A 26,674-nucleotide genomic window follows, 5' to 3' on the forward strand; every position below is an offset into this window, starting at 1 on the left:
ACGGAGGGCCGGCGGCGGGCGGTGCGGGGCTGGGCGAGGGCGGTGCGGGCGAACGACACAGTTCCGGGGTGGAACGGCTACTGCTCCCGATGGTGGAGGACCAAGGTCCTGTGGGGACCTTCACGCCTTCGGGGCGTCGAATGTGACCTGGGCCTCGAAGGCCGCACGCCGCGTGGCCCGGCGCAGCGCCTTCAGCAACGTCCCGCCGACGACGAGGGTCAGGGCCACGGTCAGCACGGCCCGTCCCAGGTCCCAGCCCAGCGAAGTGGCCAGGCAGTATGCGAGGAAGCGGACCAGGTTCTCGGTCAGCGGATCACCGGGATGGAAGGAGATGCCCGAGCCGAGGCCCGGCACGATCGTCCAGCCGTACAGGTTCATCACCGTGCCGTACGCGAACGCCGCCACACCCCCGTAGGCCGCGAGCATCAGCAGCTCGGCCCGCCCGCGCAGCCGGTCCGGGCCCGGCAGCAGCCCGGCGCCCATGGTGAACCAGCCCATCGACAGCATCTGGAACGGCATCCACGGGCCCACCCCGCCGGTGAGCAGCGCGGACGCGAACATCGTCACCGAGCCGAGCACGAACCCGAAGCCCGGGCCGAGCACCCGGCCGCTCAGCACCATCAGGAAGAACATCGGCTCCAGGCCCGCCGTCCCCGCGCCGAGCGGGCGCAGCGCGGCGCCGACCGCGGCGAGCACACCCAGCATCGCCACCGCCTTCGCGTCCAGGCCGGAGTCCGCGATCGTCGCGACGACCACCCCGACCAGCAGCGGAAGCAGCGCGGCGAACAGCCAGGGCGCGTCCTGGGAGTGCGCGAGGCCGGAGTCCGCGCCGGCCAGCAGCGGCCAGCCGATGGCGACGACACCGATCGCGCTGATCAGGAGGAGCGCGGCGATCGCACGCGGCCCGAGCCGGACCGCCCGCGCCTGCCGGTCGCCGGTGCGCCGGTCCCTCGGTGTTTCGGCCGCTCGTACGGCCCGTTCCCGGGGCGTCATGCGCCCTTCTCCAGTGCCGCGCGTACCTGCGGCACGGTCAGCCACTCCTGCGGGGCGAGTATCTTCGCGGTCTGCGGTGCGAACGCCGGGGACGAGACCACGACCTGCCGGGTCGGCCCGTCCGCGACGATCTCCCCGTCGGCGAGGATCACCACCCGGTGGGCCAGCTCGGCGGCGAGCTCCACATCGTGGGTGGCCAGGACGATTGCATGGCCCTCGGCCGCCAGACCGCGCAGCACGCGTATCAGGCGGGCCTTCGCCGCGTAGTCCAGGCCACGGGTCGGCTCGTCGAGCAGCAGCAGCGGGGGTCGCGCGGTCAGCACGATCGCCAGTGCCAGGGCGAGGCGCTGCCCCTCGGAGAGGTCGCGCGGGTGGGTGTCGTCCGGTACGTCCGGCAGCAGCTCGGAGACCAGGGCCCGGCAGCTGCCCGCCGCGGCGCCCGCGTCCGCGTCGGCCGCCGCGCACTCGGAGGCGACCGTGTCCGCGTAGAGCAGATCGCGCGGTTCCTGCGGTACGAGCCCGACCCGGCGCACCATGTCGCGCGGCGGTGTGCGGTGCGGGGCCAGGCCGCCCACGTGGACGGTGCCGGCCGTGGGCTCGACCGTGCCGACGAGGGTGGCGAGCAGCGTGGACTTGCCCGCGCCGTTGCGGCCCATCAGCGCGACGGTCTCGCCGGGTGTGACGGAGAGCGTCACCCGGCGCAGCGCCTCGACGCGACCGCGCCGCACCCCCAGACTCTCGGCCCGGACGATCGCTTTCCCCGCGGGACCCGGAGCGGGCTCCGGCTCGGGTGCGCGACGGCGTCCGAACAGCCCACGCCGTACCGGGGCGGTGGGCAGCGGTGGCGGGGCAGCGGGCGTCGTCGACGGGACGGCCGACGGTGGCTCGGCCGATGCCAGTCGTTCCCGCAGACCGGTCGCCCGGCGTCGCGCATCACGCACGGAGAGCGGCAGCGGTGTCCAGTCCGCCAGCCGTCCCAGCGCGACCACCGGTGGGTGGACGGGGGACACGGCCATGACGTCGGCGGGCGCACCCGTCACGGGTGCGGCGCCCGGCGAGGGCAGCAGGACGACCTGGTCCGCGTACTGGACCACGCGTTCCAGCCGGTGCTCCGCCATCAGGACCGTCGTGCCCAGGTCGTGCACCAGCCGCTGGAGCACCGCGAGGACCTCCTCGGCCGCCGCCGGGTCCAGGGCGGACGTCGGCTCGTCCAGGACCAGCACCTTGGGGTGCGGGGTCAGCACGGAGCCGATCGCGACCCGCTGCTGCTGGCCGCCGGAGAGCGTGCCGATCGGCCGGTCGCGCAGCCCGGCGAGGCCCAGCAGATCGAGGGTCTCCTCGACCCGCCGCCGCATGACATCGGGGGCGAGCCCCAGCGACTCCATGCCGTACGCAAGCTCGTCCTCGACGGTGTCGGTGACGAAATGGGAGAGCGGGTCCTGGCCCACTGTGCCGACCAGATCGGCGAGTTCGCGCGGTTTGTGGGTGCGGGTGTCGCGGCCGTCGACCGTCACCCGGCCGCGCAGCGTGCCGCCCGTGAAGTGCGGTACGAGACCGGAGACGGCCCCGAGAAGCGTCGACTTGCCGACCCCCGACGGACCGACGAGCAGCACCAACTCGCCCTCCGGGACCGTCAGATCGACGCCGGACAGGGTGGGGTGCGCCATGCCCTCGAACTGCACCGAGACCTGCTCGAACCGGATCATCACTGCCCCTTCTCGGAGTGCGCGACGGGAGCCCCGGCCGGACCACCCACCGGGGGCGGCGCGGGCGCCACCACCGCGGGCAGCAGCCCGATCAGCACCGCCGCCGCGGGCCACAGCGGGAACACCGGCGCGACCAGGGGTACGACCCCGGGGTGCAGCGCCTCCGGGTCGACGCTGCCCGCCAGGATCATCGCCGTCGCGACCATCGCACCCGACCCCGCCACCAGCCAGGCCCGCACACCCCACCGGTCGGGCCGGTAGCGGGTACGGACCGAGCGGGCGCCGCCGAGCCGCAGTCCGGCCGTCGCGGCGACGAGCCCGGCGAGCAGCAGCGGCAGACCGTAGACCGCACCCTGCGAGGCCAGCAGGCCGTACGTACCGGCGCAGACCCCCAGCAGACCGCCGAGGGTGAGGACGTTCGTGGTGTGCCGGACGGCGGGCGGGACCTGCGCCGTACGCCCGTACCCGCGCGCGTCCATCGACGCCGCCACGGCCACCGACCGCTCCAGCGCACCCTCCAGCACCGGCAGTCCGATCTGCAGAACGGCCCTGATGCCCCCGGTCGGGCGGCCCCGCAGCCGGCGTGCGGTGCGCAGGCGCACCACATCGGCGACCATGTTCGGCGCGAACGTCATCGCGACGACGACGGCGACCCCCGCCTCGTACAGCGCACCCGGCAGCGACTTGAGCAGCCGGGCCGGGTTGGCGAGCGAGTTCGCCGCGCCGATGCAGATCAGCAGTGCGGCCAGCTTCGCCCCGTCGTACAGCGCGAAGAGCAGCTGCTCGGCGGTGACCCGGCCGCCGATCCTGACACCCTGCGCCCAGTCGGGCAGCGGGACTTCGGGGAGGGTGACCACCAGGTGCGTACCGGGGATCGGCGAGCCGAGGACGACGGAGAACAGCAACCGCACGGCGACGACGAACAGTCCGATCTTGATGAACGCCCCGTACGAACGCGCCCACGGCGCATCCGTACGGCGCGCCGCCACGACATATCCGGCCACGCCCACCAGCAGCCCGAGCAGCAGCGGATTGCTGGTCCGCGACGCGGCGGTGGCCAGCCCGAGCGCCCACAGCCACCAGGCCCCGGCGGGCAGGGCATTGCTGCGGGTCGCCGCGGGCGCCCGCAGTGCATGGCTGAGCCGGACCGCGCCGGGGGAGGCGGTCATCCGCGCCGGCGGCGGGCCTGCAGGACGGCGGCGATGCCGAGCAGCAGGACGGCACCGAGCCCGACGAGCACGCCGGTGGACGGACCGCTGCGCCCGTTCCCGGGGTGGGAGGACGAGGGAGAGGCGGACGCCGTGTGCCCGCTGCCGGAGACCTGCTCACCGCAGCCCGAGGCGGGGTAGCCGGAGATGGCGCAGAGCAGGGCGTCGCTGCTGTAGCGCAGCGGCTTGGCCACCGAGGCGAGCGCCTCGGCGGTACTCGCCCCGGGGGCGACCTGCGCACAGGCGGTGCGCAGCGCGGGCGGCGTCTCCCCGGCCGGGGCGTCCGCCGCCGTGCCGGGGTCGATGACGAGCGCGACGCGCTTGGTGCCGTCCTTGGCGGGGGTGTCCGCGCAGACCGTCGCGAAGTCGGGGCTGCGGCGCGGCTTCGCCGAGTCCTGGGAGTCCTCGCTCACGGAGAACCGGAAGCCCTGCACCGCCCCGTCGTCGGGCCGGACGAGCGAGGGTCCCTGGGTGGCGTAGGCCCAGCCGGACCCCTTGCCCTCCCAGAACGACCAGTAGCGGTAGCCGGCCGCATGGGCGGTGCCCGCGCCGAGCACGGTCAGAGCGGCGCCGAGCACCAGCAGCAGCGCGACGGCCACCCGTCCGCCGAAGGCATGCCCCGCACGATTCCCCGCCCGGTTCACGGCTGCTTCCGGCGGCTGCTGATCAGGAAACCGATGCCCGCACCGGCGGCGAGACCGATACCGACCAGCCACCACACCCCGAGACCGGCGTCGTCGCTGGTGCCGTCCTGGGCCGAGAAGTCGTCCGGGGTCGCACTGGGCGTGATGACGGCGGCGGGCGCGGGACCGCTCGCGTTCAGCTCCCGGATCAGGTCGACGCCACCGAAGTCGCGGGCGTCGGCGCCGGTCGCGTGCGCGGCCAGGACCAGCTGGGCATAGGCGGCCGGGCCGCTCTCCTCGGCCCAGCTCCTGGAGTTCTTCTGCAGCCAGCCGACCGCGTCGGCCGCCTTGTTCTTGTGGCCCGCGGAGGCCAGGGCGACGACCGCGTCCGCGGTGTTGCCGAAGTCGGGCTGCGGGGTGGTGTCGTCGGAGCCCGGCATCGGCGGCAGGTTCAGATGGTTGCCGTTCTTCGCGAGGGCGCCCGCGAGGTGGAAGGCGCCGTTCTGGGCAGCCTGCTCCGGCTTGACGACGTCGCTCGTCCGGCAGGCCGGCGGCTTGCCCTCGACCGTGGCGTTGTCCCCGGCGGCCAGCCCCTTGCCCATCGAGCCGAGCACGGCGGCCGCGGTGGCATCCGCGTTCGCGGCGAGCTTCCCGGCCTTGTCGGGCTGGTACGCGAACGCGCCCCCGTCCTTGCCGCCGCACGGGATCGCGAGCGCGAGCAGTGCGTCGTACGGGGTTTTGCCGCCCGGATTCGTCATGTCGCCGATCCGCTGGCCCTGCCGGGCCAGCGCGCCGATCACGATCGAGGTGGAGTTGGCGTCGCTGGGGGAACCCGCGTTGTAGCCCCAGCCGCCGTCCTCGTTCTGGATGGACTTCAGCCAGCGGACGCCGTTGTTCACGATGTCGCCGTGCCCGCCGATTTCCGCCAGCGCCTGCACCGCGGCGGCGGTCGCATTGGTGTCCAGCATGGTCTTGGCGTCGCACGGCTTGGAGACATCGGCGCGGTACGAGGCGTAGGCGCCGCTCGCGCACTGCTGGGCGATCAGCCAGTCCACCGACTTCGTCGCGGGCACGACCCCCTCGACGCGCTGGGCGAGGAAGGCCAGCGACTGCCGCCAGACCCCGTCGTACGTCGGGTCCTTGGTTCCGTACAGCCCGGAGGGCAGCGCGACGGACGGGGTGGGGGAGGGGGACGGTGCCGCGACCGCGGCCGGGGCAGCGGCCGCACAGAGCACGGTGGCGGTGGCGGCGAGCGCTGCTGCGCTGCGGCGTACGGTCATGGCGGGCTGAGCCTCTCCTGGTGGGAAACCGGGCACAGGCACACTCAGGCACCAGGCTCCGGCCCCGTATTCCTCGACGGTGCCGGCCACCGGGGTTCCGGTGACGCGAGCCGGTCACGACCGCGGACAGGGCAGCCCGACTCACCGCTGTGTCAGCGGCTCACGGTTGCGTGGTCAGTGCCGGATTCGCACCGGCTTCCCCCTGAACGGGCATGATGACGACTCGCACATTCTACCGGGGCGTAGCCGGCCCCTTCCGGGCGGAGGGCTGCCTCACACAGCGACGTACGTCACGGGTCCGCTGCCCGGCACCGCCTCCGCGCGCCCCAGCTTCACCAGCCGGCGCACATGAGCCTCCGCCTCGGAGACGGCGATGTTCCGCGAACCGTACGGGATCTGCTCCCAGGGCCGGTTCCACTCCATCCGCTCGGCCAGTTGCCATGGCGTCAACGGGGTGGCGAGCAGGGCGAGCAGTCCGGTCAGCCGCTCCTCGTGATGGTCGAGGAGTTCCCCTACGCGCCCCGCCGCGTCCGCGAACGGGTGCTGGTGGGCGGGGAGCACCTCGGCGACCCCGAGCCGGCCGATGCGCTCCAGCGAGTCCAGGTAGTCGCCCAGGGGGTCGGTGACCGTCGCATCGTCCGGGTCCTCGTACAGCCCGATGTGGGGGCTGATGCCGGGCAGCAGATGGTCACCGGAGAAGAGACGGCCGCGGCCGGGCAGACCGGCCGGGTGGTCCTCCTCCAGGTGCAGGCAGACATGGCCGGGGGTGTGGCCCGGCGTCCAGATCGCCCGGAGCCGCCGGCCCGCGAGGTCGAGCAGCTCGCCGGGGACGATCTCGCGGTCCGGGAGGGCGGCGCGCAGTCCGGGGAGCGTGCGCATCCGGCCGCCCGTGCGGGCGGCGCGCAACGGGGCGAGGTGCTCCTCCGGTGCGCCGACCGCGGCGAGCTTCGCCGCGAGGTAGCTCAACCAGGTGCCCGGTTCGGATTCGCGGGTGCGGCGCACGATCGCGGTGTCCGCGGCGTGCATCGCGATCCACGCCCCCGATGCCTCGCGGACCTGTCCGGAGAGTCCGTGGTGGTCGGGGTGGTGGTGGGTGATGACCACGCCGTGGATGCCTGCGATGTCCACACCGACGGCGGCGACTCCGGCGACCAGGGTGTCCCAGGCGTCGGGGTCGTCCCAGCCGGTGTCGACGAGGACCGGCCCGCGGTCGGTGTCGAGGACATGCACCAGGGTGTGGCCGAGCGGGTTGTCCGGGATCGGGACCTTGATGGACCACACGCCGCCGCCGTGCTCGGTCACCTGTGTCATGGGCTCCCCATCTCTCGCGTCGGCCGGGCCGCGCTGTGCCACCCCTACTGTAACGAGAACTTGTTCCATTAGTAGCCCAAGTCGACCATCCGTGCGGGGGTGTTGCAGCGCCCCCGTCCGGGGCGTGGACTCCTGGAACTGGAACTGGTATCAGTTCTGACACGGAGTCAGATATGAAATCAGGTGTGGAGTCGGTACGTGCCGGGTCGCGGGAGGCAGCAGCCATGACCGAGCTTGTGGAACACGGAAAACTGTTCATCGGCGGGGAGTTGGTCGATCCGCTCGGCCGGGACGTCATCGAGGTGATATCGCCCCACACCGAGCAGGTCATCGGTCGGGTGCCGCACGCCTGTGAAGCGGATGTGGACCGGGCTGTCGCCGCCGCCCGCCGGGCCTTCGACGAAGGGCCCTGGCCGCGCGCGTCCCTGAACGAGCGGATCGAGGTGATCACGCGGATCAAGGACGCGTTCGCCGTGCGGCACGAGGAGATCGCCCGCGTGATCAGCTCCGAGAACGGAACTCCGTACAGCTCCAGTGTGATGGTGCAGGCGCTCGCCGCGATGATGGTGTGGGACGCGGCGATCACCGTCGCCCGCACCTTCCCGTACGAGGAGCGCCGCGACGGCGTCCTCGGGCCGCTGCTGGTGCGCCGGGAGCCGGTCGGGGTGGTCGCGGCCGTCGTGCCGTGGAATGTCCCGCAGTTCACCGCCGCCGCCAAGCTCGCGCCCGCGCTCCTGGCAGGCTGCTCCGCCGTGCTCAAGGTCTCGCCCGAATCGCCCCTGGACGCCTACATCCTGGCCGAGATCGCCGCCGAGGCCGGGCTCCCCGAAGGGGTGCTGTCGATCCTTCCGGCGGACCGCGAGGTGAGCGAGTACCTGGTCGGCCATCCGGGCGTCGACAAGGTGTCGTTCACCGGCTCGGTCGCGGCGGGCCGCCGGGTCATGGAGGTCGCCTCACGGAACCTCACCGGTGTCACCCTGGAGCTCGGTGGCAAGTCCGCCGCTGTCATCCTTCCCGACGCCGATCTGGACACGGCCGTCGCCGGCATCGTCCCGTTCGCCTGGATGATCAACGGCCAGGCGTGCGTCGCCCAGACCCGCATCCTCGTCCCGCACTCCCGCTACGACGAGACCGCCGAGGCGTTCGCCGCCGCGGCGGGTGCACTGAAGGTCGGTGACCCGCTCGACCCCGCCACCGAACTCGGCCCCCTGGTCGCGCGGCGCCAGCAGCAGCGCTCCCTCGACTACATCCGGATCGGCCAGGAGGAAGGCGCCAAGATCCTTACGGGCGGCGGCCGTCCGGCCTCCCGGGAGCGCGGCTGGTACGTCGAGCCGACCCTCTTCGGATCCGTCGACAACTCCATGCGCATCGCCCGCGAGGAGATCTTCGGGCCGGTCGTCTGCCTGCTGCCGTACGGCGACGAAGCGGAGGCGGTGAAGATCGCCAACGACTCCGAGTACGGGCTCAGCGGCAGCGTCTGGACCGCTGACACCGAGCGCGGCATCGACATCGCCCGCCGGGTGAGGACGGGCACGTACAGCGTGAACACCTTCAGTCTCGACATGCTCGGGCCGTTCGGCGGCTACAAGAACTCCGGCCTGGGGCGGGAGTTCGGACCCGAGGGGTACGGCGAGTACTTCGAGCACAAGATGATCCATCTGCCCGCCGGGTACCGGCCCGCGCAGCCCGGCCCGCAGGAGGGGTGATGGGGGACCGCTGGCATGTGGAGGTCGACCGGAGCGTCTGCATCGGCTCCGGGATGTGCGTGAACCACGCTCCGGACGGCTTCCGGCTGGACTCCGCCCGGCAGTCCCACCCGGGCGATCCGGAGACCGATGCCAACGAGCGGGTGCTCGCGGCGGCGGAAGGATGTCCCGTCGAAGCGATCACGCTGACGCTGGCCGATTCGGGCGAGGTGGTCTTCCCGCCGGAGGACTGACGGCCGGTCAAGGATGTTCGGGATCGGTGTGCGTGGTGACCGTCACCGCGTACGGCAGCGGCAACTGCATCGGTTTGTCGAACGGATACTTCGATCGGTATGTCAATGGAGCCGGTAGCTACACCGGTTGGTTCGCCGTCACCAACTGGCCGACAAGCGCGAGGTGCAGCCCGGCACGGGCCCCCGGGCTGCACGGCGGAGCTCCCGGCCCCTCAGGCGGTACAGCCGGTGTCGGCGATGACGAACCAGCCCGCCGGTGACTCCCGCAGGGTGTGCGTGACGAACACGTTGTACAGCCCCATGTTCTGCTCCGAGCCGTTGGCGTACACGTAACCGCCGGTCGTGTGCGCCCTGCCCGCCGCCACCTGCGCGTAATTCGTCGCCGTGTAGCAGGCGCCGGTCGCTCCCGAGGTCGTGGTCGCCGTCACCTGGGACGAGACCCCGCCGACCGCGCCCGAGGTGTCGACCGCGGCCACCGTGTAGCGGTACGCGGTCCCGGCGGACAGCCCCGTGTCGGTGAACGCCGTCGACGCGGGCTGGGCGACCTTGCTGCCGTCGCGGTAGACGGCGTACGAGGAGGCTCCCGCGACGGCGCCCCAGGACAGCGAGGCGCTGGTCCCGGTGACACCCGTGACCGTCAGGCCGGAGGGCGCAGGCAGCGGGTCCTCGCCACCACCGCCCGGTGCGCCCTGGTCCAGCCCCCAGAAGACGCCCGTGTGGTAGGTCGAGCAGATCGAGCTCAGGAAGTACGCGGCGGTCCTCCCGCACTGATCGGTTCCGGAGCCCGGGGAGACGGCCAAGCCGTGACCCATGCCGGAGATGGAGTACGTCTCCACGGCCGGCCGCCCGGAGGCGTCGTTGTAGACGCTCCGGGTGGTGTTCCCGGGCAGGGTGGTGGTGCTGGAGGGGGTCTGACCGATGCCCCAGACATCGGTCCACTGGTCACGCAGGGCGGTGGCATTGGCGGGATACACCGTGTAGTCGGACGTGCCCTGCCAGATGGCCACGCGCGGCCACGGACCCGAGTAGCCGGGGTAGGAGCCGCGGACCTTGTCGCCCCACTGGGCGGGGGTCAGCTTCTGCGGGCCGGTCTGGCAGCCGGAAGCGGCCGCCTGACTGGTTGCGCACTGCGCGGGCAGACCGGAGGCCACGGACCCGCCCGCGAACACGTCCGGGTAGGCGGCCAGCAGATCGGCGGTCATTGCGCCGCCCGCCGAGAGCCCGGTGACGTACACCCGGCGGCCGTCCGAGCCGTACTGCTGCTTCGCGTGCTCCACCATCTGCACGACGGAGGCGGCCTCGCCCTTGCCCCTGGTGTCCTCGGCCGGATCGAACCAGCCGAAGCAGGAGAGCGAGTTGTTCGCGGAGGTGGTCTGCGGGAAGACCACGGCGAACTTCCACAGGTCGGCGTATTTCGGCCAGCCCGAGTTGGTGTAGTAGTCGTTCGCCGTCTGCGTGCAGCCGTGCAGGGCGATCACCAGGGGTGCGCCCGTGGGTAGACCGGCGGGGGCGTACTCGTACATCTGCAGATTGCCGGGGTTCGAGCCGAAGCCGGTGACCTGCTGGAGGCCGCCGGCGGCAGCGGCGGACGGGGCTGCCGTCACGGTGCTCAGTGTCGCCGCGACGACACCGAGGACAGCGGTGGACGCGATGCTCCGGAGCAGGCGTCGCAGGATGGATGGGCGCACGGGGCCTCCCTGTTCGGAACGTGCGGACGAGCGGACATACGGACTGCTGCCGGAACCTAGGAGTCCGGGCCGCCCCGGCCCATGGGGCGGGCTGACATCCCTCGGAGCCCGCTGTGTGCGACGCCGCTCTTGCGTCGCTGGTGCTGCGACCGGAAAGGTTTGCCGCGAGCTGTTCCGCCAGGGATTACGGGACAGCCCTTAGCGTCGACGGGAAGCCGGGATTGACATCGAGTGCGCTCGAACATACAGACTCCCGGTCAGCAACGCCCGCACCCGAGACGGGCTGTTGGGAGGGGACAGACATGCGGTACCGCACGATCGGCACGGACCCGAAGAGCCGCCGCGAGGTCAGCGTGCTCAGCCTCGGTGCCATGCTGATGGGCACAGCCACCGACGAGGCGACGTCCTTCGCCATCCTCGACCGGTACGCCGAGGCCGGCGGCACCTTCATCGACACGTCGAACAACTACGCGTTCTGGGTCGACGGCAGCCAGGGCGGGGAGAGCGAGCAACTGCTCGGCCGATGGCGCCGGAGCCGCGGTGTCGGCAACGAGATCGTCATCGCCACCAAGCTCGGTGCCCGGCCGAACGCCCCCGCCACCGGCTTCACCCACGACATCGAAGGGCTTTCGCCGAAGGTGATCCGGGAGTCCGCGGAGCGGAGCCGGGAACACCTCGGTGTCGAGAAGCTGGACCTGCTGTACGCACACGTGCAGGACCGGAGCGTGCCGATGGGCGAGACCGTCGAGGCCTTCGGTGAACTGGTGACCGAAGGGACCGTCGGCCTGTTGGGCGTGAGCAACCACTGGGCGTGGCAGGTGGAGCGGGCCCGGACCCTCGCCGCGGCCGCAGGACTGCCGGGATACGAGGTCCTCCAGTACCACCACAGCTATCTGCGGCAGCGCACGGACCTGCCCGGCCTGCGGTCCCCGGACGGCCAGGAGGGTGTGCTCTCCGGGGACCTGCTCAGCTATCTGCGGGCCGAACCCGCCCTTGTGCCGGTCGCCTACTCGCCGCTCCTGGCCGGTGCCTACGTCCGGGCGGACAAGCCGCTGGGCCCGGAGTTCGACCACCCGGGCACACCGGCCCGGCAGGCGGCGCTGCGGGCGGTGGCCGAGCAGACCGGGGCGACCGTCAACCAGGTGGTCCTGGCCTGGCTCATCGGCGGCGACGTCCCGGTCGTCCCGCTGGTCGGCGCCTCCTCGGTGGCACAGCTGGACGAGAGCCTGGCCGCGGTGGACCTGGAGCTGACGGCGGAGCAGCGGGCGACGCTGGACGCGGCCCACTGAGAGGAGCTCACAGTGCCCGTCGTCGAACCCGGGCCCGACCCGGGCTCGACGACAGGCGCCGACGGGTTCCGCCCCCTGCCTCGCACCATGTACGCCGCCACCATGCCGACACGCGGCGGTGTGTGCACCGACCCCGTGTGACGTGGGCTTCCGCCTCCTTACGGTGACGACCATGGAGACTCCCCAGCGCCCGGAACCCGGGCCCGCACCGCTCACCGTCCCCCCGCCCGTAGACCGGTCCCTCGCCGGCCGTACCGCCCTGGTGACCGGTGCGGCGAGCGGCATCGGACAGGCCTGCGCGCAGGCTCTCGCCGCCGCGGGCGCCCATGTGTACGTCGTGGACAAGGCAGCCGACGCGGCGAAAGAACTGGCGGAGCGGATCGGCGGAACGGCCTGGGTCGTCGATCTGTCCGTGCCCGAGGCGGTGGACTCCCTGCCGGACGACGCGGACCTGGTGGTCAATAATGCAGGGCTGCAGCATGTGGCCCCCGTGCACGAATTCCCGCCGGACCGCTTCGCCCTGATCCACCGCGTCATGGTGGAAGCACCGTTCCGCATCTTGCGCCGCACCCTGCCCGGCATGTACGAACGCGGCTGGGGGCGCGTCGTCAACATCTCCTCCGTCCACGGGCTGCGCGCCAGCCCGTACAAATCGGCATACGTATCGGCCAAGCACGCACTGGAGGGACTCAGCAAGGTGGTCGCCCTGGAAGCAGCACCGCACGGAGTGACCAGCAACTGCGTCAACCCCGGCTACGTACGCACGCCCCTGGTCGAGAACCAGATCGCGGCACAGGCCCGTACCCATGGCATCACGGAGGAGGAGGTGGTGGGCAAGGTGATGCTGGAACGCAGTGCCATCAAGCGCCTGATCGAACCCGAGGACGTCGCCGGGGCGGTGCTCTGGCTGTGCGGGCCGGGTACCTCACACATCACCGGCACCTCCCTTTCCATGGACGGCGGCTGGACCGCCAACTGACCCTCCCGGCTCCCCGCCCCTCCCGACGAACGATGGCCGCCCATGTCTGCACCCACCCCCTCCGCCGCGCCCCACCTGCGCCTCCTCCTCGACCTGCTGGTCGAGGACGCCCCCGCCGAGGCGCTGGGAGCCGTGTCCTCCCAGGCGCGGGCGGCCGGTGTGCCCGCGGGCGAACTCGCCGAGGTGGAGGCGGCCACCGCCACCGCCCTGCGGATCAGGGGCGCCCTGCGCCAGCACCGGCGCCGCGAGCTCCAGCTCACCGCGCTCTTCGACACGGCGGGCGATCTGGCCGCCTCCCGGGATCTGGACGACGTGCTGAAGGCGATCGTCCGGCGGGCCAGGATGCTGCTCGGCACGGACACGGCGTATCTCACGCTCCCCGACGAGGAGGCGGGGGACACCTACATGCGGGTGACCGACGGGTCGGTGTCGGTCCTCTTCCAGCGGCTGCGGCTGGAACTCGGCGAAGGGCTCGGCGGCCTGGTCGCGCAGACCGCGAGCCCGTACGCCACCCCCGACTACCGCACCGACGACCGCTTCCGCCACACCCGCAACATCAACGCCGGGGTCCTCGACGAGGGGCTCGTCGCCATCCTGGGCGTGCCCCTGCTCCTCGGGTCCAGCCGCGGTGGTACGGGGAAGGTCATCGGCGTCCTCTTCGCCGCCGACCGGGCATCCCGCGTCTTCAGCCCCGACGAGGTCGCCCTGCTCTGCTCGCTCGCCGCGCACGCCGCGATCGCGATCGACACCGCCCGCGCCCTCGCCGACACCCGGTCCGCCCTCGCCGACCTCGCCGAGGCGAACGCCGAGCTGGCGGAGGCGAACGCGGCGGTACGCGAGCACTCCGCCGCCATGCAGCGGGCCGAGGAGGCACACGACCGGCTGACCGACCTGGTGCTGCGCGGCGGTGACGTCAAGGACGTCGCGGCGGCCGTCGCCGGGCTGCTGGACTCCCCACTGACCATCCACGACCCGGGCGGGCGCCCGCTGGCGGCCGTCCGGCCCGACGGTGCGGGTCTCGCCGCCGACTCCATGGACGCCGGATGGCTGGTCGAGACCGCCGAGGAGTCCCGCACCGGAGCGCGCGCCGTGCACCGCGACGGCCGGTGGATCTGCGCCGTGCTCGCCGGGCAGGAGCTCCTGGCCAGTCTGGTCCTGCACCAGCACGGCCGGCTCGACGACTCGGACCGGCGGCTCTTCGAACGCGCCGCCGTGGTCACCGGCCTCCTCCTGTTGCTGCGGCGCACGGTCGCCGAGACCGAGAACCGGATCCGCGGCGAGCTGATCAGCGATCTGCTGACCGACGCGGACCGCGACCCCGCCGGACTGGCCGAACGCGGCCGACGCCTCGGCATCGACCTGGACCGCCCGCATCTGCTGCTCGTGGCCGAGGCGGGCGCCCGGGAGAAGCTCTGCGCCGCAGCCCTGCGCTATCTGTTCGGCGGGGACATCCGCGGCGTGAGTGCCGAACACGCGGGAACCGTGGTGCTGTTGATCGGCTGCGAGGCGGACGCGGACCCCGGACCCGATGCGGGGGACGCGGCGCGGGCGGCGGCCGCCCAGCTCGGCCAGCTGGTCCAGGCCCCCGTCACCGTGGCCGCCACCGGTCCGGCCCGGGGGCCTCGGCAGCTCGCCGCCGCGTACGCCGAAGCAGCACGCTGCCTGCGGGCCATGCGGGTCCTCGGCCGTACCGGCGAAGGCGCCTGCGTCGACGAACTCGGCTTCCTCGGCGTGGTGCTGGGCAACGCGCAGGACGTCGACGGTTTCGTCACAGCGACGCTGGGACCCCTGCTGCGGTACGACGCCCAGCGCGGCACCCACCTCGTACGCACGCTGAGCGCCTACTTCGGCTCCGGCGGCAGTCTCATCCGCGCCAAGGACGAACTCCACGTCCACGTCAACACGGTGGTTCAGCGGCTGGACCGGATCCAGGTGCTGCTCGGCCGCGACTGGAACGAGCCCGACCGGGCGCTGGAACTTCAACTGGCGTTGCGGCTGAACCTGTTGTCGGGCGGTCAGGAGCGGTAGCCGACCGATCGGCCGGCTACCGCTCCGTACTCAACTGCCGCACGGACTCGGTATGTTCGAGAGTGCCACCAGTCGTGCGGCGATCTCCCGTGCGCCGGTGTCCCCGGTGAGCACGGTGTAGTGGTTGACGTCCGGCACCGCGACCGGCTCCAGCAGGGTGCCGGAGAGGTCGGCGGCCACCAGCCGCTGCTCGTCGTACAGTCCCTGCGGCTCGTCCATCAGACCGCGCGCCGCCCACAGCAGCGTCGCCGGCGCCGGCAACTTCCTTACCGCCGACAGGACGTCGTCGTCGAAGAGACCGATCCCGTCGGTGCGCACCGCCTCGATCCGGCACGTCGAGTGCATCGCCGGTTCGTCGCCCGTCAGATCGCGCTGGATGTACGCGTCCACCTCGGGCGACCAGGCGTCCCCGGCGAACGCGGGATGCGCCTGCCAGAACTCCCGGTAGGCGGCCCGGTCGGGGAACGTCATCGACAGCCGGTCCATGGCCGGGCCGATCACCGCCGTCATCAGTTCGTCCGGGGAGAGATGGGTGGGGGCGGGGAAACCGATCCCACCGTCGACGAGCAGCAGCGGACCGAACCGGTCCGGATGCCGTACGGCGGCCAGCGCCGCCACGAACGCGCCCATCGAGTGACCGGCCAGCACCACCCGGTCCAGGCCGAGCACCCCGGTCAGGGCCGCGATGTCATCGGCGTGCACCGCGATGCCGTACGGTCCGGGCAGCCCGGAGCTTCCGGCCCGGCCGCGCAGGTCCGGGGCGACCAGCGTGACCTGGCCGGCCAGCAGCCGCGCCACCGTGCCCCAGGAGAGCGCGTTGGCCGTGATGCCGTGCAGGGCGACGACCACCGGCGCGTCGGGCTCCCGGGCCGGCCAGCGCAGGGCGGCCAGCTCGCCCCCGGCCACCGGGACACGTATCTCCTCGTACGCGGTCATGAGCGCCGGTCCTCCTTCTGGGCGGGTACGCCCTCACTGGTCGCACGGAGTACGGAACGTATCCGGGACGGCAGCCGTGCCAGCCCGCCCGGCAGAAGATGGACCACGGCCACGAACACCACACCGAGCAGGAACAGCGGCTGGGAGAGCGGTACCCGCAGTACCGCGGGAAGGTCGGCGACCGCACCCGATCCGGCGAGATCGCCGAGCCGGTGGTCGGCCCACGTGTAGAGGATGCCGCCGACCATCGGTCCCCAGCGGGTGCCCGAGCCACCCAGCACCACCATCACCAGCAGCGACAGCGTGAAGTCCGACGTCGTCGTCTGCGGGGTGGAGCCGCCGGTGAGCAGCAGATGGACGAGCCCGCCGAGCGCGGCCAGCGCACCGGCCAGGACGAACGCCGTCAGTTTGAACCCGTACGGCTTCAGCCCCAGCACCTCCACCCGGCGCTCGTTCTCCTTGATGCCCTCCCAGACCCGCCCCGTCGGCGAGTGGACCGCCCAGTGGACGACGGCCAGCGTGAGGACGAGATAGCCGAGCGCGACCCAGTACAGGTTCGCCGTGTGCTCGATGCCCACGAGCCCGGACGGCAGCAGCTCGGCGGGCGCGGCCCGACCCTCCTCGCCGCCGGTGAAGCCACGGGGGTTGCGGGAGACGAGGATCGAGCCCGCCTGGGCGAAGGCCAGCGTCACCATGGAGAAGCCGATGCCGGTGACGCGCAGGCTCACCGATCCCAGCACCAGCGCGAGCGCGATCCCGAAGCAGACGCCGACCGGCGCGGAGACGGCGAACGGCAGTCCGGCCTCCAGCATGATGGTGTTGGTGGCGTAGCTGCCCGCCGCGAAGTACAGGGCATGCCCGAAGGAGAGCAGCCCGGTCCGGCCGAGCAGTAGGTCGTAGCCGGTGGCCAGGGCGCCGAACAACAGGCAGGTGGCGAGGAGTTGCAGGCTGCCCGGACTGCCCAGCGGGCCGTCGAGCAGTCCCGGCAACGGCAGGGCGCTGTACGGTGCGACGATCAGCAGCACCAGCACCACGGCCGGCCACCAGCGCAGCAGCCGCGCCGTGTTCGCGCGCACCGGTGCGTCGGACGGTGCCGCCGGTGTTCCGCTCGTGCGGTCGGGTGTCCCGGTCACGGTGCTCACGCGAGCCTCCCGGTCAGTCCGCGCGGCCGTACGAGCAGCAGCGCGGCGAGCAGGACGACGACGGCCAGGTCGCCGAGGCCCGCTGCGGTGTAGTAGTTGGCGAACTGCTGGACGAGGCCGATCACGACGGACGCCACGGCGGCGCCGGTCACCGAACCCATGCCCCCGGTGACGACCACGACGAACGCGAAGATCAGCAGCGAGGTGCCCTGCCGGGGGTCGACCGAGCCGAAGTACAGCCCGCCGAGCGCCCCGCCGAGCGCGGCGGCGCAGCCGCCGATCGCGAAGACGAGCGTGAACGCCTTGCGGACGTCGATGCCGAGCGCGGTCACCATCGCCCGGTCCTCGACCCCCGCCCGTACGACCAGTCCGTGCCGGGTCCGCCCGAGGAAGAGCCGCAGCGCGATCAGCACCACGACCGCAGCCGCGATCAGCACCAGCCGGTTGACCGGGACCTCCGCGCCCAGCAGGGAGAACGTGCCGGACAGCGCCTCGGGCCCGGGGAAGGTCCGGGCGTCCGAGCCCCAGATGCCCGACAGCAGCGCCGGGACGGCGAGCCCCACCCCGACCGTGGCGAGCACCTGCTCGCGCGGCCGGGTGTAGAGCGGGCGGACGACGGTGAGTTCCAGCAGCACAGCGGCGGCGGTGCCCACCGCCGTACCGAACAGGACCGCGAGGACGAAGCCCGCACCGCCGGGGCCCGCGCCCGGCAGATGGCCGGACGCCGCCCACCAGGTGCCGTAGGCGCCGATGGAGAGCAGCGCCCCGTGCGCGAAGTTGAGCACGTCCATCAGACCGAAGATCAGCGAAAGCCCCGACGCGATCAGGAAGTAGAGCGCCCCCAGACCGAGTCCGGTCATGGTGAGCAGCACAAGGGTGGACATCAGGAATCTTCCTCCGCGTTCCGGGAAGGCACGTGGGCGGCCGGACCGTGCCCCACGCCCAGCAGCCGGCGCGCCGCCTCGGCGTCGCCCAGCAGCTCACCGGCCGGCCCCTGATGGGCGGTCCGGCCGTCGGCGAGCACCGTGCAGTGCGCGGCGAGGCGCCGTACGACGGCGAGGTTCTGCTCCACGAGCAGCACCGGCACCGCCTCGGCGGCTCGCTCCAGCACCTCGGCGACCTCGGTGACCACCTTGGGCGCCAGACCCTTGGTGGGCTCGTCCGCGATGATCAGCCGGTTTCCGTTGAGGAGAGTGCGTCCGATGGCGACCATCTGCTGCTGCCCGCCGGACAGCGTCCCGGCCAACTGGCGCTCCCGGCGTTTCAGTTCGGGGAAGAGCTCATGGACGAGGGGGTACGCCGGTGCGCCCGCCCCGCGCCGCTCGGCCAGCCGCAGGTTCTCCGCCACGGTCAGTCCGGCGAAGATGCCGCGGTCCTCGGGGGCGTAACCGATGCCCCGTCGTACCAGCGTGTGGGTGGGCAGCTCCACGGTCTCCTCACCGTCGAGCCGGACGCTTCCGGTGCGCGGGACGAGGCCGAGGACGCCGCGCACGGTCGTGGTCTTCCCGGCACCGTTGCGGCCGAGGAGCGCGGTCACCCCGTGGCGGGCGACATCGAGGTCCACGCCGTGCAGGATGTGCCGTCCGCCGATGAGAACCCGCAGGTCCCGTACGGCGAGCAGGGTCTCCGTCGTCACAGCCCCTCCCCGAGGTATGCCTGCTGCACGGTCGGGTCGGCGGTCACGGCCTCGGGGGTGTCCAGCGCCAGCAGCCGGCCGTGGTGCATCACGGCCAGCCGGTCGGCCAGCCCCAGCAGTACGTCCATGTGGTGCTCGACCATGAGGACGGTGCGGCCCTCGTCCCGGTGCAGGGTGCGGATCAGTTCGGTGAGCGCGGGGACCTCCTCCGCGCTCACCCCGGCCATCGGTTCGTCGAGCAGCATCAGCCGCGGCTCGCCCACGAGCAGCACCGCCAGCTCCAGCTTCCGCTTCTCGCCGTGCGACAGCTCGGACGCCAGCGCCCGTGCGCGGTGGCCGAGTCCGGTGCGCTCCAGCACGCCGCGCACCTCGTCGGTGTACGGGGAGGCGCGCCGCCACACGCGGTACGAGCCGCCCCCGGCGGCCTGGGCGGCCAGCCGGACGTGGTCGGCCACGCTCATCCCCGGCCACAGACTGGACGTCTGGAACGTCCGGCCGATCCCGCGCCGGGCCCGGACGTGCGCGGGACGGCCGGTCAGGTCCGTACCGTCCAGCGCGAGGGTGCCGGAGGTGGCTGTCGTCAGCCCGCTGATCAGATTGAACAGCGAGGTCTTGCCGGCCCCGTTGGGGCCGATGAAGGCCAGGAACTCGCCCTCGCGGACATCCAGGGTGATGTCCTCGACGATGGTCGCCCCACCGACGCCCCAGCCCAGTCCGGCCAGTTGAAGCACGGGGGCGGCGGAGTGCGCCGCGCTCCCGTGATCCGTCGTGATGTCAGGTGCTGCCACCGGTCAGCCCGCCGAGGGCTTCGCGGGCGGCGCCACCTTGTCCATCGGCTCGGTGGTCACCAGCTCCGGCTTCGCGGCGGCGCCCTTCCCGGTCAGCTTCGCCACGAACATCGGCTGCAGCAGCGCGTGGTCCTCGGCGCGGATCTGCTCCTTGCCCTTCACCCCGTCGAAGCTCCAGCCCTCCAGGGCCTTCGCCATGGCGGCGGGATCGGTGGCGCTGCCCTCCTCCACGGCGTGCACGATCATCTGGGCCGCGGTGAAGCCGTCGGGGGTGAACAGATCAGGGGTGCCGCCCGCCTTGGCCACCGCGTCCAGCATGGCCTTCTCCACGGCGTTGCCGCCGCCCGCGCCGGGGAAGTAGTGCGCCAGGAACGAGACCTTGGAACCCGCCGCGCCGAAGACCGGGTACGAGGCGGTCCCGGCCAGCCCGGTGACCACCTTGGAGGCGCTCGGCACCCCCTGCTGGTCCAGGGCGGTCCACAGTGCGGGGGCGGTGGAACCGGCCCAGGCGACGAAGACCAGATCGGGACCGGCGGCCTTCACCTGCCGCGCGAACGGGGTCAGGTCCGTGGCGCTCGGCGGGGCCAGCACGGAACCCACCTTCGCGCCCTGGCCGCCGAGCACGGCCTTCACCGCGGCGACGTTGGCCTGGCCGAACGTGGTGTCCTGGGCCAGCACGGTGACCTTCTTGCCCTTGGCCCCGCCGAGCATCGCCCCGGCGGTGAGGATGTCCTGGTAGGACTGCCGGCCGGAGCGGAACGTGTAGGCGTTGATCCCGGTCACGGCGTCGGTGGCCGCGGGCCCGCTGACGTACAGCACTTTGTTCTGCGCGGCGAGCGGCGCCATCTGCAGGGCGACCCCGGAGTCCGTGGTCCCGGCCAGTACCTTGTAGCCCTTGCCGATCAGGTTCTTCGCCGCGGCCACCGCCTTGCCGGGGTCGCCCGCGTCGTCCTGCTCGGTGACCTCGATGCGGTGCCCGGCCACTTTGCCGGTGCCCTTCGTCGCGTAGTCCAGACCCGCCATGAAGCCGTCGCGGTACTGCTTCCCGTAGGCCGCGAGCAGCCCGGTCCGGGAGTAGACCAGCCCCACGTCGATGGTCTGGTCCTTCGCGCCCTTGCCGGACGCGGTGTCAGCCTCGCCCGCCTTGCCGGCGGCGGTGCAGCCGGTCAGCAGGACGCCGGCGGCGGCCAGCGTGGCGAGTGCGGAGAGAGATCTGCGGTGGGCGGTGCCTGTGGCTCTGCGACGCATGGTGACCGGCTCCTCGGCGGGATTCCTGTGATGTCGCCGAACCGTATGAACCCCGCGCCGCCGTCGACATGGTGCAGGGGCCCCCACCTGAGGCGGTGCACATGTGGGGGTCGCACATGGGCCGGAGCCGGGGGCAGGGTGGCGCGGCCCGGGAGGACCGCGCCCCGTCACCGCCGCGCCATCCGCCCGGGCGGATGTCCGTCGGCGATGTCAGACGCCGCTGGCCGCCTGGATCGTGGCCACGAGGAACCCGAGGCAGGCGAAGGCGCAGCCGATGATCCCCATCACCATTCCGGCGGTCGCCTGGCCGCGGGCGCCGCCCTCGCCGCGGTCCGCCATGCGGCGGGCCGAGACACCCAGGCACAGGGCGATGATCGGCGCCACGATCGGGACGAGCAGCAGTCCGACGATGCCGAGCACCATCGAGGCAGTCGCCTTGCCGGTGGGCAGCGCGGCGCCCGTGGGGTATGCGTAGCCGTAAGGGGCCTGGGCGCCTACGCCGTACCCCGGCGCCGTCCCGGGGTGGACGCCCTGGTTCTGCTCGTCCGCCGTGCCGCGTGCCATGCCTGACTCGTCAGCCATGTCTTCCTCTCCATCGATGCTGGTCAGGTTCATGTTAGGAGAGATTCGAGGGCGCCCTGCACGGAGATGTGAGGGGTATGTGGTCGGCAGGTGACGCCTCGGGGCAGGTCTGCCTGGGGCCGTCCGCGGCTGATGACGGGCCGGCCCTCAGGGGGCGTCCGGAGCCGTCACGTCGATCAGCCGGCACACCGTCTCGATGTCTATCTTCACCTGCGCGATCGACGCCCGCCCCGACAGCCAGGTGATCAGCGCCGAGTGCCAGGTGTGCTCGATGACCCGGACCGCGGACAGCTGCTCCGGCGTCGGGTGCTGGAGTCCCATCGAGTCCAGGATGATTGCGGTCGTGATCCGCGAGACGGTGTCCACCTCGGGACTGACGCTGCGGTCCGCAAAGGTCAGCGCACGCACCATCGCATCCGCCAGATGCGGTTCGCGCTGCATGGCGCGGAACGCCCGCATCAGGGTGTCGGCGACGCGCGCCGCCGCGTCGTCCCCGGCCGGGGGGCGCTTGCGCAGCGTCCCGTGCATGTGCTGGAGCTGGTCCTGCATGGTGGCGACCAGGAGGTGGATCTTGGAGGGGAAATACCGGTACAGCGTGCCCAGGGCGACCCCGGCGGCCTCCGCCACCTCACGCATCTGCACCGCCTCGAAACCGCCCCTGCTGGCGAGCTGGGCGCTGGCGTGCAGAATGCGACGACGGCGGGCCTCCTGCCGTTCCGTCAGGGGCGGCGATGCCGGCTTGGCTTCCGCTGTCATGTGTCCCCATCCATGGCTTCTGTCCGCAACCGGGGGAGGCGTCTGGGCCCCGGCGGCGCACAGCATGCCAGGGTGCCCGGTGGTGGCGCGAATCACCTGATCCGGCCGTTGCGTCGACGCTACCTGCCGGTAGATTCGTAGCTCATTGAACGATCCAGTCTGAAACTTGTTCTAGATTAGCGCGAGCGGTTACGCTCCGGCGAACACGCAGTGAGAAGGGGGCCGAGTGTGACCGCTGAGGCCATAGAAGCGGGCCCTCGCACGGGCGGCCACGCGTCGGGCAGCACCGACGGGCGACCCCTGCGCATCGCACTTCTCACCTACAAGGGCAACCCGTTCTGCGGCGGTCAGGGTGTGTACGTACGCCACCTCGGCCGCGAGCTCGCCCGCCTCGGCCACAGCGTCGAAGTGATCGGCGCCCAGCCCTATCCCGTACTCGACGAGGGCGTCCCGCTCACCGAGTTGCCGAGTCTGGATCTCTACCGCCAGCCCGACCCGTTCCGCACGCCCGGACGCGGCGAGTACCGGGACTGGATCGACGCCGCCGAGGTCGCCACCATGTGGACCGGCGGCTTCCCGGAACCGCTCACCTTCAGCCTCCGCGCCCGCCGCCATCTCGCCGCGCGCCGAGGCGAGTTCGATGTCATCCACGACAACCAGACTCTCGGGTACGGGCTGTTGGCGGATCTCGGCGCCCCGCTCGTCACCACCATCCACCACCCCATCACCGTCGACCGGCAGCTGGAACTGGACGCCGCCGACAGCCGTCGCCGCCGCGCCTCCGTGCGCCGCTGGTACGCCTTCACCCGTATGCAGAAGCGGGTCGCGCGCCGGCTGCCGTCGGTCCTCACCGTCTCCGGCTCCTCCAAGCAGGAGATCGTCGACCACCTCGGGGTGCGGCAGGACCGGATCCATGTCGTGCACATCGGTGCGGACACAGACCTGTGGTCGCCCGACCCGAAGATCGCCGAGGTGCCGGGCCGGATCGTCACCACCTCCAGCGCCGACGTCCCGCTGAAGGGCCTCGTCCACCTCGTCGAGGCGCTCGCCAAGCTCCGTACCGAGAACCCGCAGGCGCACCTCGTGGTCGTCGGCAAGCGGGCCGAGGACGGACCGGTCGCGCAGGCCATCGAGCGGTACGGACTCCAGGACGCCGTGGAGTTCGTCAAGGGCATCAGCGACGCCGAACTCGTCGACCTGGTGCGGAGCGCCGAGATCGCCTGTGTCCCGTCGTTGTACGAGGGATTCTCACTGCCCGCCGCCGAGGCCATGGCCACCGGCACCCCGCTCGTCGCCACCACCGGCGGGGCGATCCCCGAGGTGGCCGGCCCGGACGGCGAGACCTGCCTGGCCGTGCCGCCCGCCGACGCCGGGGCGCTGGCCGCCGCACTCGCACGGCTGCTGGGCGACCCGGAACTGCGGGCCCGGCTCGGCGCCGCGGGCCGCGAACGGGTGCTGTCCCGGTTCACCTGGAAGCAGGCGGCCATCGGCACCGCGGAGCTCTACCGGCAGGCGATCGCCGCCCGCGCAGCCACCACGCACTCCGGCGGCCGTCGGTGACCCCGACGCCCGTACACGCCGTCCCTGCTCCCTGACCCCCCTCGACCCCCGACCGCGAAAGCAGGCATTCGTGCTGACCGTGGACTTCACCCGCTTCCCGCTCGCCGCAGGCGACCGAGTGCTCGATCTGGGCTGCGGCGCCGGACGCCACGCCTTCGAGTGCTACCGGCGCGGCGCCCAGGTGGTGGCACTCGACCAGAACGGCGAGGAGATCCGCGAGGTCGCGAAGTGGTTCGCGGCGATGAAGGAGGCCGGCGAGGCCCCCGAGGGTGCCACCGCCACCGCGATGGAGGGCGACGCGCTCAACCTGCCGTTCCCCGACGAGTCCTTCGACGTCGTCATCATCTCCGAGGTGATGGAGCACATTCCCGACGACAAGGGCGTGCTCGCCGAGATGGTCCGGGTCCTCAAGCCCGGCGGCCGGATCGCCATCACCGTGCCGCGGTACGGCCCCGAGAAGATCTGCTGGACGCTCTCCGACGCGTACCACGAGGTCGAGGGCGGTCACATCCGCATCTACAAGGCCGACGAACTGCTGGGCAAGATCCGCGGCGCCGGTCTCAAGCCGTACGGCACCCACCACGCCCACGCCCTGCACTCGCCGTACTGGTGGCTGAAGTGCGCGTTCGGAGTCGGCCGCGACGGCGAGGACGCAGCGCTCCCGGTCCGCGCGTACCACAAGCTGCTGGTCTGGGACATCATGAAGAAGCCGGCCGTCACCCGGGTCGCCGAGCAACTGCTCAACCCGGTCGTCGGCAAGAGCTTCGTCGCCTACGCCACCAAGCCGCACCTGCCCAGGGCCGCCGCCGCGGACGACCTCTCGAAGGCCGAGGCGTGACCACTCCCGAGCAGACCGAACACCTTGTGCTGCCCGGAGTGCTCACCGCCGAGCAGGCCACCGAGACCGTCGAGGCTCTGCTCGCCGTGCAGTGCGAGGACGGCGCGCTGCCCTGGTTCCGCGGTCACCACCTGGACCCGTGGGACCACACCGAGGCCGCCATGGCCCTTGACGCCGCGGGTGAGCACGCCGCGGCGGAACGCGCCTACGACTGGCTGGCCCGGCACCAGAACAAGGACGGCTCCTGGTACGCCGCCTACCACGACGGCGACCCGGAGCGGCCGACCGACCGGGGCCTGGAGTCCAACTTCTGTGCGTACGTGGCGGTCGGCGTCTGGCACCACTATCTCGCCACCGGCGACGACGCGTTCATCGACCGGATGTGGCCGACCGTCTACGCGGCCGTCGAATTCGTCCTGCGGCTCCAGCAGCCCGGCGGCCAGATCGGCTGGAAGCGCGAACCCGACGGAACCCCGGTCGACGACGCCCTGCTGACCGGCTGCTCCTCCATCCACCAGGCGCTGCGCTGTGCACTCGCCATCGCCGAGCAGCGCGAAGAGCCGCAGCCCGACTGGGAGTTGGCGACCGGTGCGCTCGCGCACGCGATCCGCAACCACCCCGAGCGCTTCCTCGACAAGAGCCACTACTCGATGGACTGGTACTACCCGGTCCTCGGCGGCGCGCTCACCGGAACGGCCGCCAAGGAACGGATCGAGGAAGCCTGGGACCGATTCGTCGTCCCCGGCCTCGGGGTCCGCTGTGTGGTGCCCAACCCCTGGGTGACCGGCGGCGAGAGCTGCGAACTCGCCCTGGCGCTCTGGGTGATGGGTGAGTCCGACCGGGCGTTGGAGATCCTCCAGTCCATCCAGCACCTGCGCGCCGAGGGCGGCATGTACTGGACCGGATACGTCTTCGAGGGCAACCGGGCGTTCTGGCCGGAGGAGCACACCACCTGGACCGCCGGCTCGCTGCTGCTCGCGGTGGCTGCCCTGGGGGGCGACGAGGCGACCACTGCGGTCTTCAGCGGCGAACGGCTGCCCAAGGGGCTGGAACCGGACTGCTGCGGCGAGGCTTCGCGCACCTGACGGTCTGCTCGGACCACTGAGCGGGTCCTCGCCGGCAGGTCAGTAGCGGCGGATGTGGCTCGCCACCGCATGTCCGACGAAGAGGTAGACGGCGGCGGCGAGGCCGTATCCGGCGACGACCCGTGCCCACGCCTCGTCGAACGTGAACAGGTCGTACGACCAGCCGGCCAGCCAGCGGGCCGCGCCCCTGACGAAGTCCACCAGGTCGTTGGCCCGGTTCGCGTCCAGGAGGTACATCAGGATCCACAGGCCGATGATGGCGGCCATGACGTCGGCCACGACGGCTATGACACGTGCGGCGGTGCTGCTTCTCGTGCCTTTTCCAGGTGACATGAACACCGGGTTGCCGCTTTCCCCGGCCCGAAACCCGGACGGCGCCTCCCGAGTGGCGCGGCACCCGGGCCGGGATGAGCCTGGCCGGGAGTGCCGGACCGCGTCATTCACCCGCAGAACCCACCGTGTGCCCGTTCAGGGAGGCCCGCTGTGCCCCGTTCCGTACCGCTCCGCCGTCTGTTCGTGGCGTTGCTGCTGTCCTGCACCGTGCTGGTGGGCGCCACCGGGTGCGGCGGGGGCTCCAGCAGCAGTTCGAGTTCCTCCCCGACCCCGAGCGGTACGGCGTCGCCGGAGAAGCAGAAGCTCGCGAAGACGCGGTTCGTCGCCAACGCGGGGCTCGCGGCGGGTGCCACGTATCAGTGGATCGTCAAGCCGTACCGTGCGGGCAAGTTCAAGACGGGCGCCGACGGGCGGAAGACCGCACTGGTCAAGGCGGGGCTCGCGGGCGTGTTCGCGTACAACCGGCTCAAGGCGGCGGCGGACAACGCCAAGGGCGACCCGCTGCTGTCGCAGGCGGTCGCGCCGCTGACGGCGGGCATCGCATCCCTCAAGGGGCTCGGGGCCAAGCTCCGCACGGGCGAGGCGGGCGCAGGGGACGTCAGTGCCTTCGAGAACGTCATCAACGGCGTCAAGGACGCGGGCAAGAGCGCGGGCGCCGAGGTGAAGGACAAGGTGCCGTCCACGTCCCAGCTCGGCGGATAACCGGATGTGGGCTGCGAGGAGGCC

General features: G+C 72.2%; 25 protein-coding genes and 1 riboswitch. Of the genes, 9 read left to right on the top strand and 16 right to left on the bottom strand.

Annotated elements, in window-relative coordinates:
- Window positions 1-120 precede the first annotated feature (120 nt).
- The 6 genes from ACFU8W_RS07440 to ACFU8W_RS07465 form a co-directional block, all read right to left on the bottom strand.
- The gene (locus tag ACFU8W_RS07440; protein ID WP_384033139.1) at window positions 121-993 is read right to left on the bottom strand and encodes an ECF transporter S component; all 873 of its coding nucleotides are present in this window, start codon (window positions 991-993) and stop codon (window positions 121-123) included.
- Window positions 990-2,699, bottom strand: a complete 1,710-nt coding sequence (locus ACFU8W_RS07445) for an ABC transporter ATP-binding protein (RefSeq protein ID WP_384033142.1) — start codon at window positions 2,697-2,699, stop codon at window positions 990-992. The genes ACFU8W_RS07440 and ACFU8W_RS07445 overlap by 4 nt, the downstream gene beginning before the upstream one ends.
- Window positions 2,699-3,868: an energy-coupling factor transporter transmembrane component T gene (locus ACFU8W_RS07450; RefSeq protein ID WP_384033145.1), complete on the bottom strand. Its 1,170-nt coding sequence runs from the start codon at window positions 3,866-3,868 to the stop codon at window positions 2,699-2,701. The genes ACFU8W_RS07445 and ACFU8W_RS07450 overlap by 1 nt, the downstream gene beginning before the upstream one ends.
- Window positions 3,865-4,551 (bottom strand): SCO2322 family protein, encoded by a 687-nt coding sequence (locus ACFU8W_RS07455; protein ID WP_384033148.1) that lies wholly within the window; start codon window positions 4,549-4,551, stop codon window positions 3,865-3,867. The genes ACFU8W_RS07450 and ACFU8W_RS07455 overlap by 4 nt, the downstream gene beginning before the upstream one ends.
- Window positions 4,548-5,810, bottom strand: a complete 1,263-nt coding sequence (locus ACFU8W_RS07460) for a prenyltransferase/squalene oxidase repeat-containing protein (RefSeq protein ID WP_384033149.1) — start codon at window positions 5,808-5,810, stop codon at window positions 4,548-4,550. The genes ACFU8W_RS07455 and ACFU8W_RS07460 overlap by 4 nt, the downstream gene beginning before the upstream one ends.
- A 107-nt stretch (window positions 5,811-5,917) precedes the next feature.
- Window positions 5,918-6,052: riboswitch (cobalamin riboswitch) on the bottom strand.
- A 31-nt stretch (window positions 6,053-6,083) separates the two neighbouring features.
- The gene (locus ACFU8W_RS07465) at window positions 6,084-7,121 is read right to left on the bottom strand and encodes an MBL fold metallo-hydrolase (RefSeq protein ID WP_384033152.1); all 1,038 of its coding nucleotides are present in this window, start codon (window positions 7,119-7,121) and stop codon (window positions 6,084-6,086) included.
- 224 nt (window positions 7,122-7,345) lie between these two features.
- Between ACFU8W_RS07465 and ACFU8W_RS07470 the strand changes: the two genes are divergently transcribed.
- On the top strand, window positions 7,346-8,827 hold the full coding sequence (locus ACFU8W_RS07470; protein WP_384033155.1) for an aldehyde dehydrogenase: 1,482 nt from the start codon (window positions 7,346-7,348) through the stop codon (window positions 8,825-8,827).
- Window positions 8,827-9,060, top strand: a complete 234-nt coding sequence (locus ACFU8W_RS07475; RefSeq protein ID WP_358859555.1) for a ferredoxin — start codon at window positions 8,827-8,829, stop codon at window positions 9,058-9,060. Before ACFU8W_RS07470 ends, ACFU8W_RS07475 begins: the two co-directional genes overlap by 1 nt.
- A 212-nt stretch (window positions 9,061-9,272) precedes the next feature.
- Here the strand turns inward: ACFU8W_RS07475 and ACFU8W_RS07480 are convergent, their stop codons facing one another.
- A complete protein-coding gene (locus ACFU8W_RS07480; protein WP_384033159.1) occupies window positions 9,273-10,748 on the bottom strand; it encodes a PHB depolymerase family esterase in 1,476 nt (491 codons plus the stop codon).
- Window positions 10,749-11,050: 302 nt separating this feature from the next.
- Between ACFU8W_RS07480 and ACFU8W_RS07485 the strand changes: the two genes are divergently transcribed.
- The 3 genes from ACFU8W_RS07485 to ACFU8W_RS07495 all read left to right on the top strand — a co-directional run bounded on the left by ACFU8W_RS07485 (window position 11,051) and on the right by ACFU8W_RS07495 (window position 15,044).
- Window positions 11,051-12,037 (top strand): aldo/keto reductase, encoded by a 987-nt coding sequence (locus tag ACFU8W_RS07485; protein ID WP_384033162.1) that lies wholly within the window; start codon window positions 11,051-11,053, stop codon window positions 12,035-12,037.
- A 172-nt stretch (window positions 12,038-12,209) separates the two neighbouring features.
- The gene (locus ACFU8W_RS07490; protein ID WP_384033165.1) at window positions 12,210-13,016 is read left to right on the top strand and encodes a 3-hydroxybutyrate dehydrogenase; all 807 of its coding nucleotides are present in this window, start codon (window positions 12,210-12,212) and stop codon (window positions 13,014-13,016) included.
- 42 nt (window positions 13,017-13,058) lie between these two features.
- Complete coding sequence (locus ACFU8W_RS07495; RefSeq protein WP_384033168.1) at window positions 13,059-15,044, top strand: helix-turn-helix domain-containing protein; 1,986 nt, start codon at window positions 13,059-13,061, stop codon at window positions 15,042-15,044.
- 30 nt (window positions 15,045-15,074) lie between these two features.
- On the opposite strand, the gene ACFU8W_RS07500 is transcribed toward ACFU8W_RS07495, so the two are convergent.
- From ACFU8W_RS07500 to ACFU8W_RS07535, 8 genes are all read right to left on the bottom strand, one after another.
- Complete coding sequence (locus ACFU8W_RS07500; protein ID WP_384033171.1) at window positions 15,075-15,980, bottom strand: alpha/beta fold hydrolase; 906 nt, start codon at window positions 15,978-15,980, stop codon at window positions 15,075-15,077.
- On the bottom strand, window positions 15,977-17,122 hold the full coding sequence (locus tag ACFU8W_RS07505) for a branched-chain amino acid ABC transporter permease (RefSeq protein WP_384033174.1): 1,146 nt from the start codon (window positions 17,120-17,122) through the stop codon (window positions 15,977-15,979). Before ACFU8W_RS07505 ends, ACFU8W_RS07500 begins: the two co-directional genes overlap by 4 nt.
- Complete coding sequence (locus tag ACFU8W_RS07510) at window positions 17,119-18,006, bottom strand: branched-chain amino acid ABC transporter permease (protein ID WP_345512954.1); 888 nt, start codon at window positions 18,004-18,006, stop codon at window positions 17,119-17,121. Before ACFU8W_RS07510 ends, ACFU8W_RS07505 begins: the two co-directional genes overlap by 4 nt.
- A complete protein-coding gene (locus ACFU8W_RS07515) occupies window positions 18,006-18,758 on the bottom strand; it encodes an ABC transporter ATP-binding protein (protein WP_384033177.1) in 753 nt (250 codons plus the stop codon). Before ACFU8W_RS07515 ends, ACFU8W_RS07510 begins: the two co-directional genes overlap by 1 nt.
- Complete coding sequence (locus ACFU8W_RS07520; RefSeq protein ID WP_345512951.1) at window positions 18,755-19,546, bottom strand: ABC transporter ATP-binding protein; 792 nt, start codon at window positions 19,544-19,546, stop codon at window positions 18,755-18,757. The genes ACFU8W_RS07515 and ACFU8W_RS07520 overlap by 4 nt, the downstream gene beginning before the upstream one ends.
- Window positions 19,547-19,549: 3 nt before the next feature.
- Window positions 19,550-20,794: a substrate-binding domain-containing protein gene (locus tag ACFU8W_RS07525; protein WP_384033180.1), complete on the bottom strand. Its 1,245-nt coding sequence runs from the start codon at window positions 20,792-20,794 to the stop codon at window positions 19,550-19,552.
- 210 nt (window positions 20,795-21,004) lie between these two features.
- Complete coding sequence (locus ACFU8W_RS07530) at window positions 21,005-21,376, bottom strand: DUF4190 domain-containing protein (RefSeq protein ID WP_384033183.1); 372 nt, start codon at window positions 21,374-21,376, stop codon at window positions 21,005-21,007.
- A 147-nt stretch (window positions 21,377-21,523) separates the two neighbouring features.
- Window positions 21,524-22,132, bottom strand: a complete 609-nt coding sequence (locus ACFU8W_RS07535) for a TetR family transcriptional regulator (RefSeq protein WP_384033186.1) — start codon at window positions 22,130-22,132, stop codon at window positions 21,524-21,526.
- Between the two features lie 228 nt (window positions 22,133-22,360).
- On the opposite strand from ACFU8W_RS07535, the gene ACFU8W_RS07540 reads away from it, so the two are divergent.
- The 3 genes from ACFU8W_RS07540 (at window position 22,361) to ACFU8W_RS07550 (ending at window position 25,615) form a co-directional block, all read left to right on the top strand.
- Entirely contained in the window at window positions 22,361-23,692 is a 1,332-nt protein-coding gene (locus ACFU8W_RS07540; RefSeq protein WP_345512948.1) for a glycosyltransferase family 4 protein, read from the top strand.
- Window positions 23,693-23,762: 70 nt separating this feature from the next.
- A complete protein-coding gene (locus tag ACFU8W_RS07545) occupies window positions 23,763-24,530 on the top strand; it encodes a class I SAM-dependent methyltransferase (protein WP_366134209.1) in 768 nt (255 codons plus the stop codon).
- On the top strand, window positions 24,527-25,615 hold the full coding sequence (locus tag ACFU8W_RS07550; RefSeq protein WP_384033191.1) for a prenyltransferase: 1,089 nt from the start codon (window positions 24,527-24,529) through the stop codon (window positions 25,613-25,615). The genes ACFU8W_RS07545 and ACFU8W_RS07550 overlap by 4 nt, the downstream gene beginning before the upstream one ends.
- A 39-nt stretch (window positions 25,616-25,654) precedes the next feature.
- On the opposite strand, the gene ACFU8W_RS07555 is transcribed toward ACFU8W_RS07550, so the two are convergent.
- A complete protein-coding gene (locus tag ACFU8W_RS07555; RefSeq protein ID WP_345512944.1) occupies window positions 25,655-25,948 on the bottom strand; it encodes a hypothetical protein in 294 nt (97 codons plus the stop codon).
- Between the two features lie 150 nt (window positions 25,949-26,098).
- Between ACFU8W_RS07555 and ACFU8W_RS07560 the strand changes: the two genes are divergently transcribed.
- Window positions 26,099-26,650, top strand: coding sequence for a hypothetical protein (locus ACFU8W_RS07560; RefSeq protein WP_384033194.1), 552 nt, complete (start codon window positions 26,099-26,101; stop codon window positions 26,648-26,650).
- Window positions 26,651-26,674: the final 24 nt, after the last annotated feature.

This window comes from Streptomyces sp. NPDC057565 (assembly GCF_042801455.1).
Classification (GTDB): Bacteria; Actinomycetota; Actinomycetes; order Streptomycetales; family Streptomycetaceae; genus Streptomyces; species Streptomyces yanii.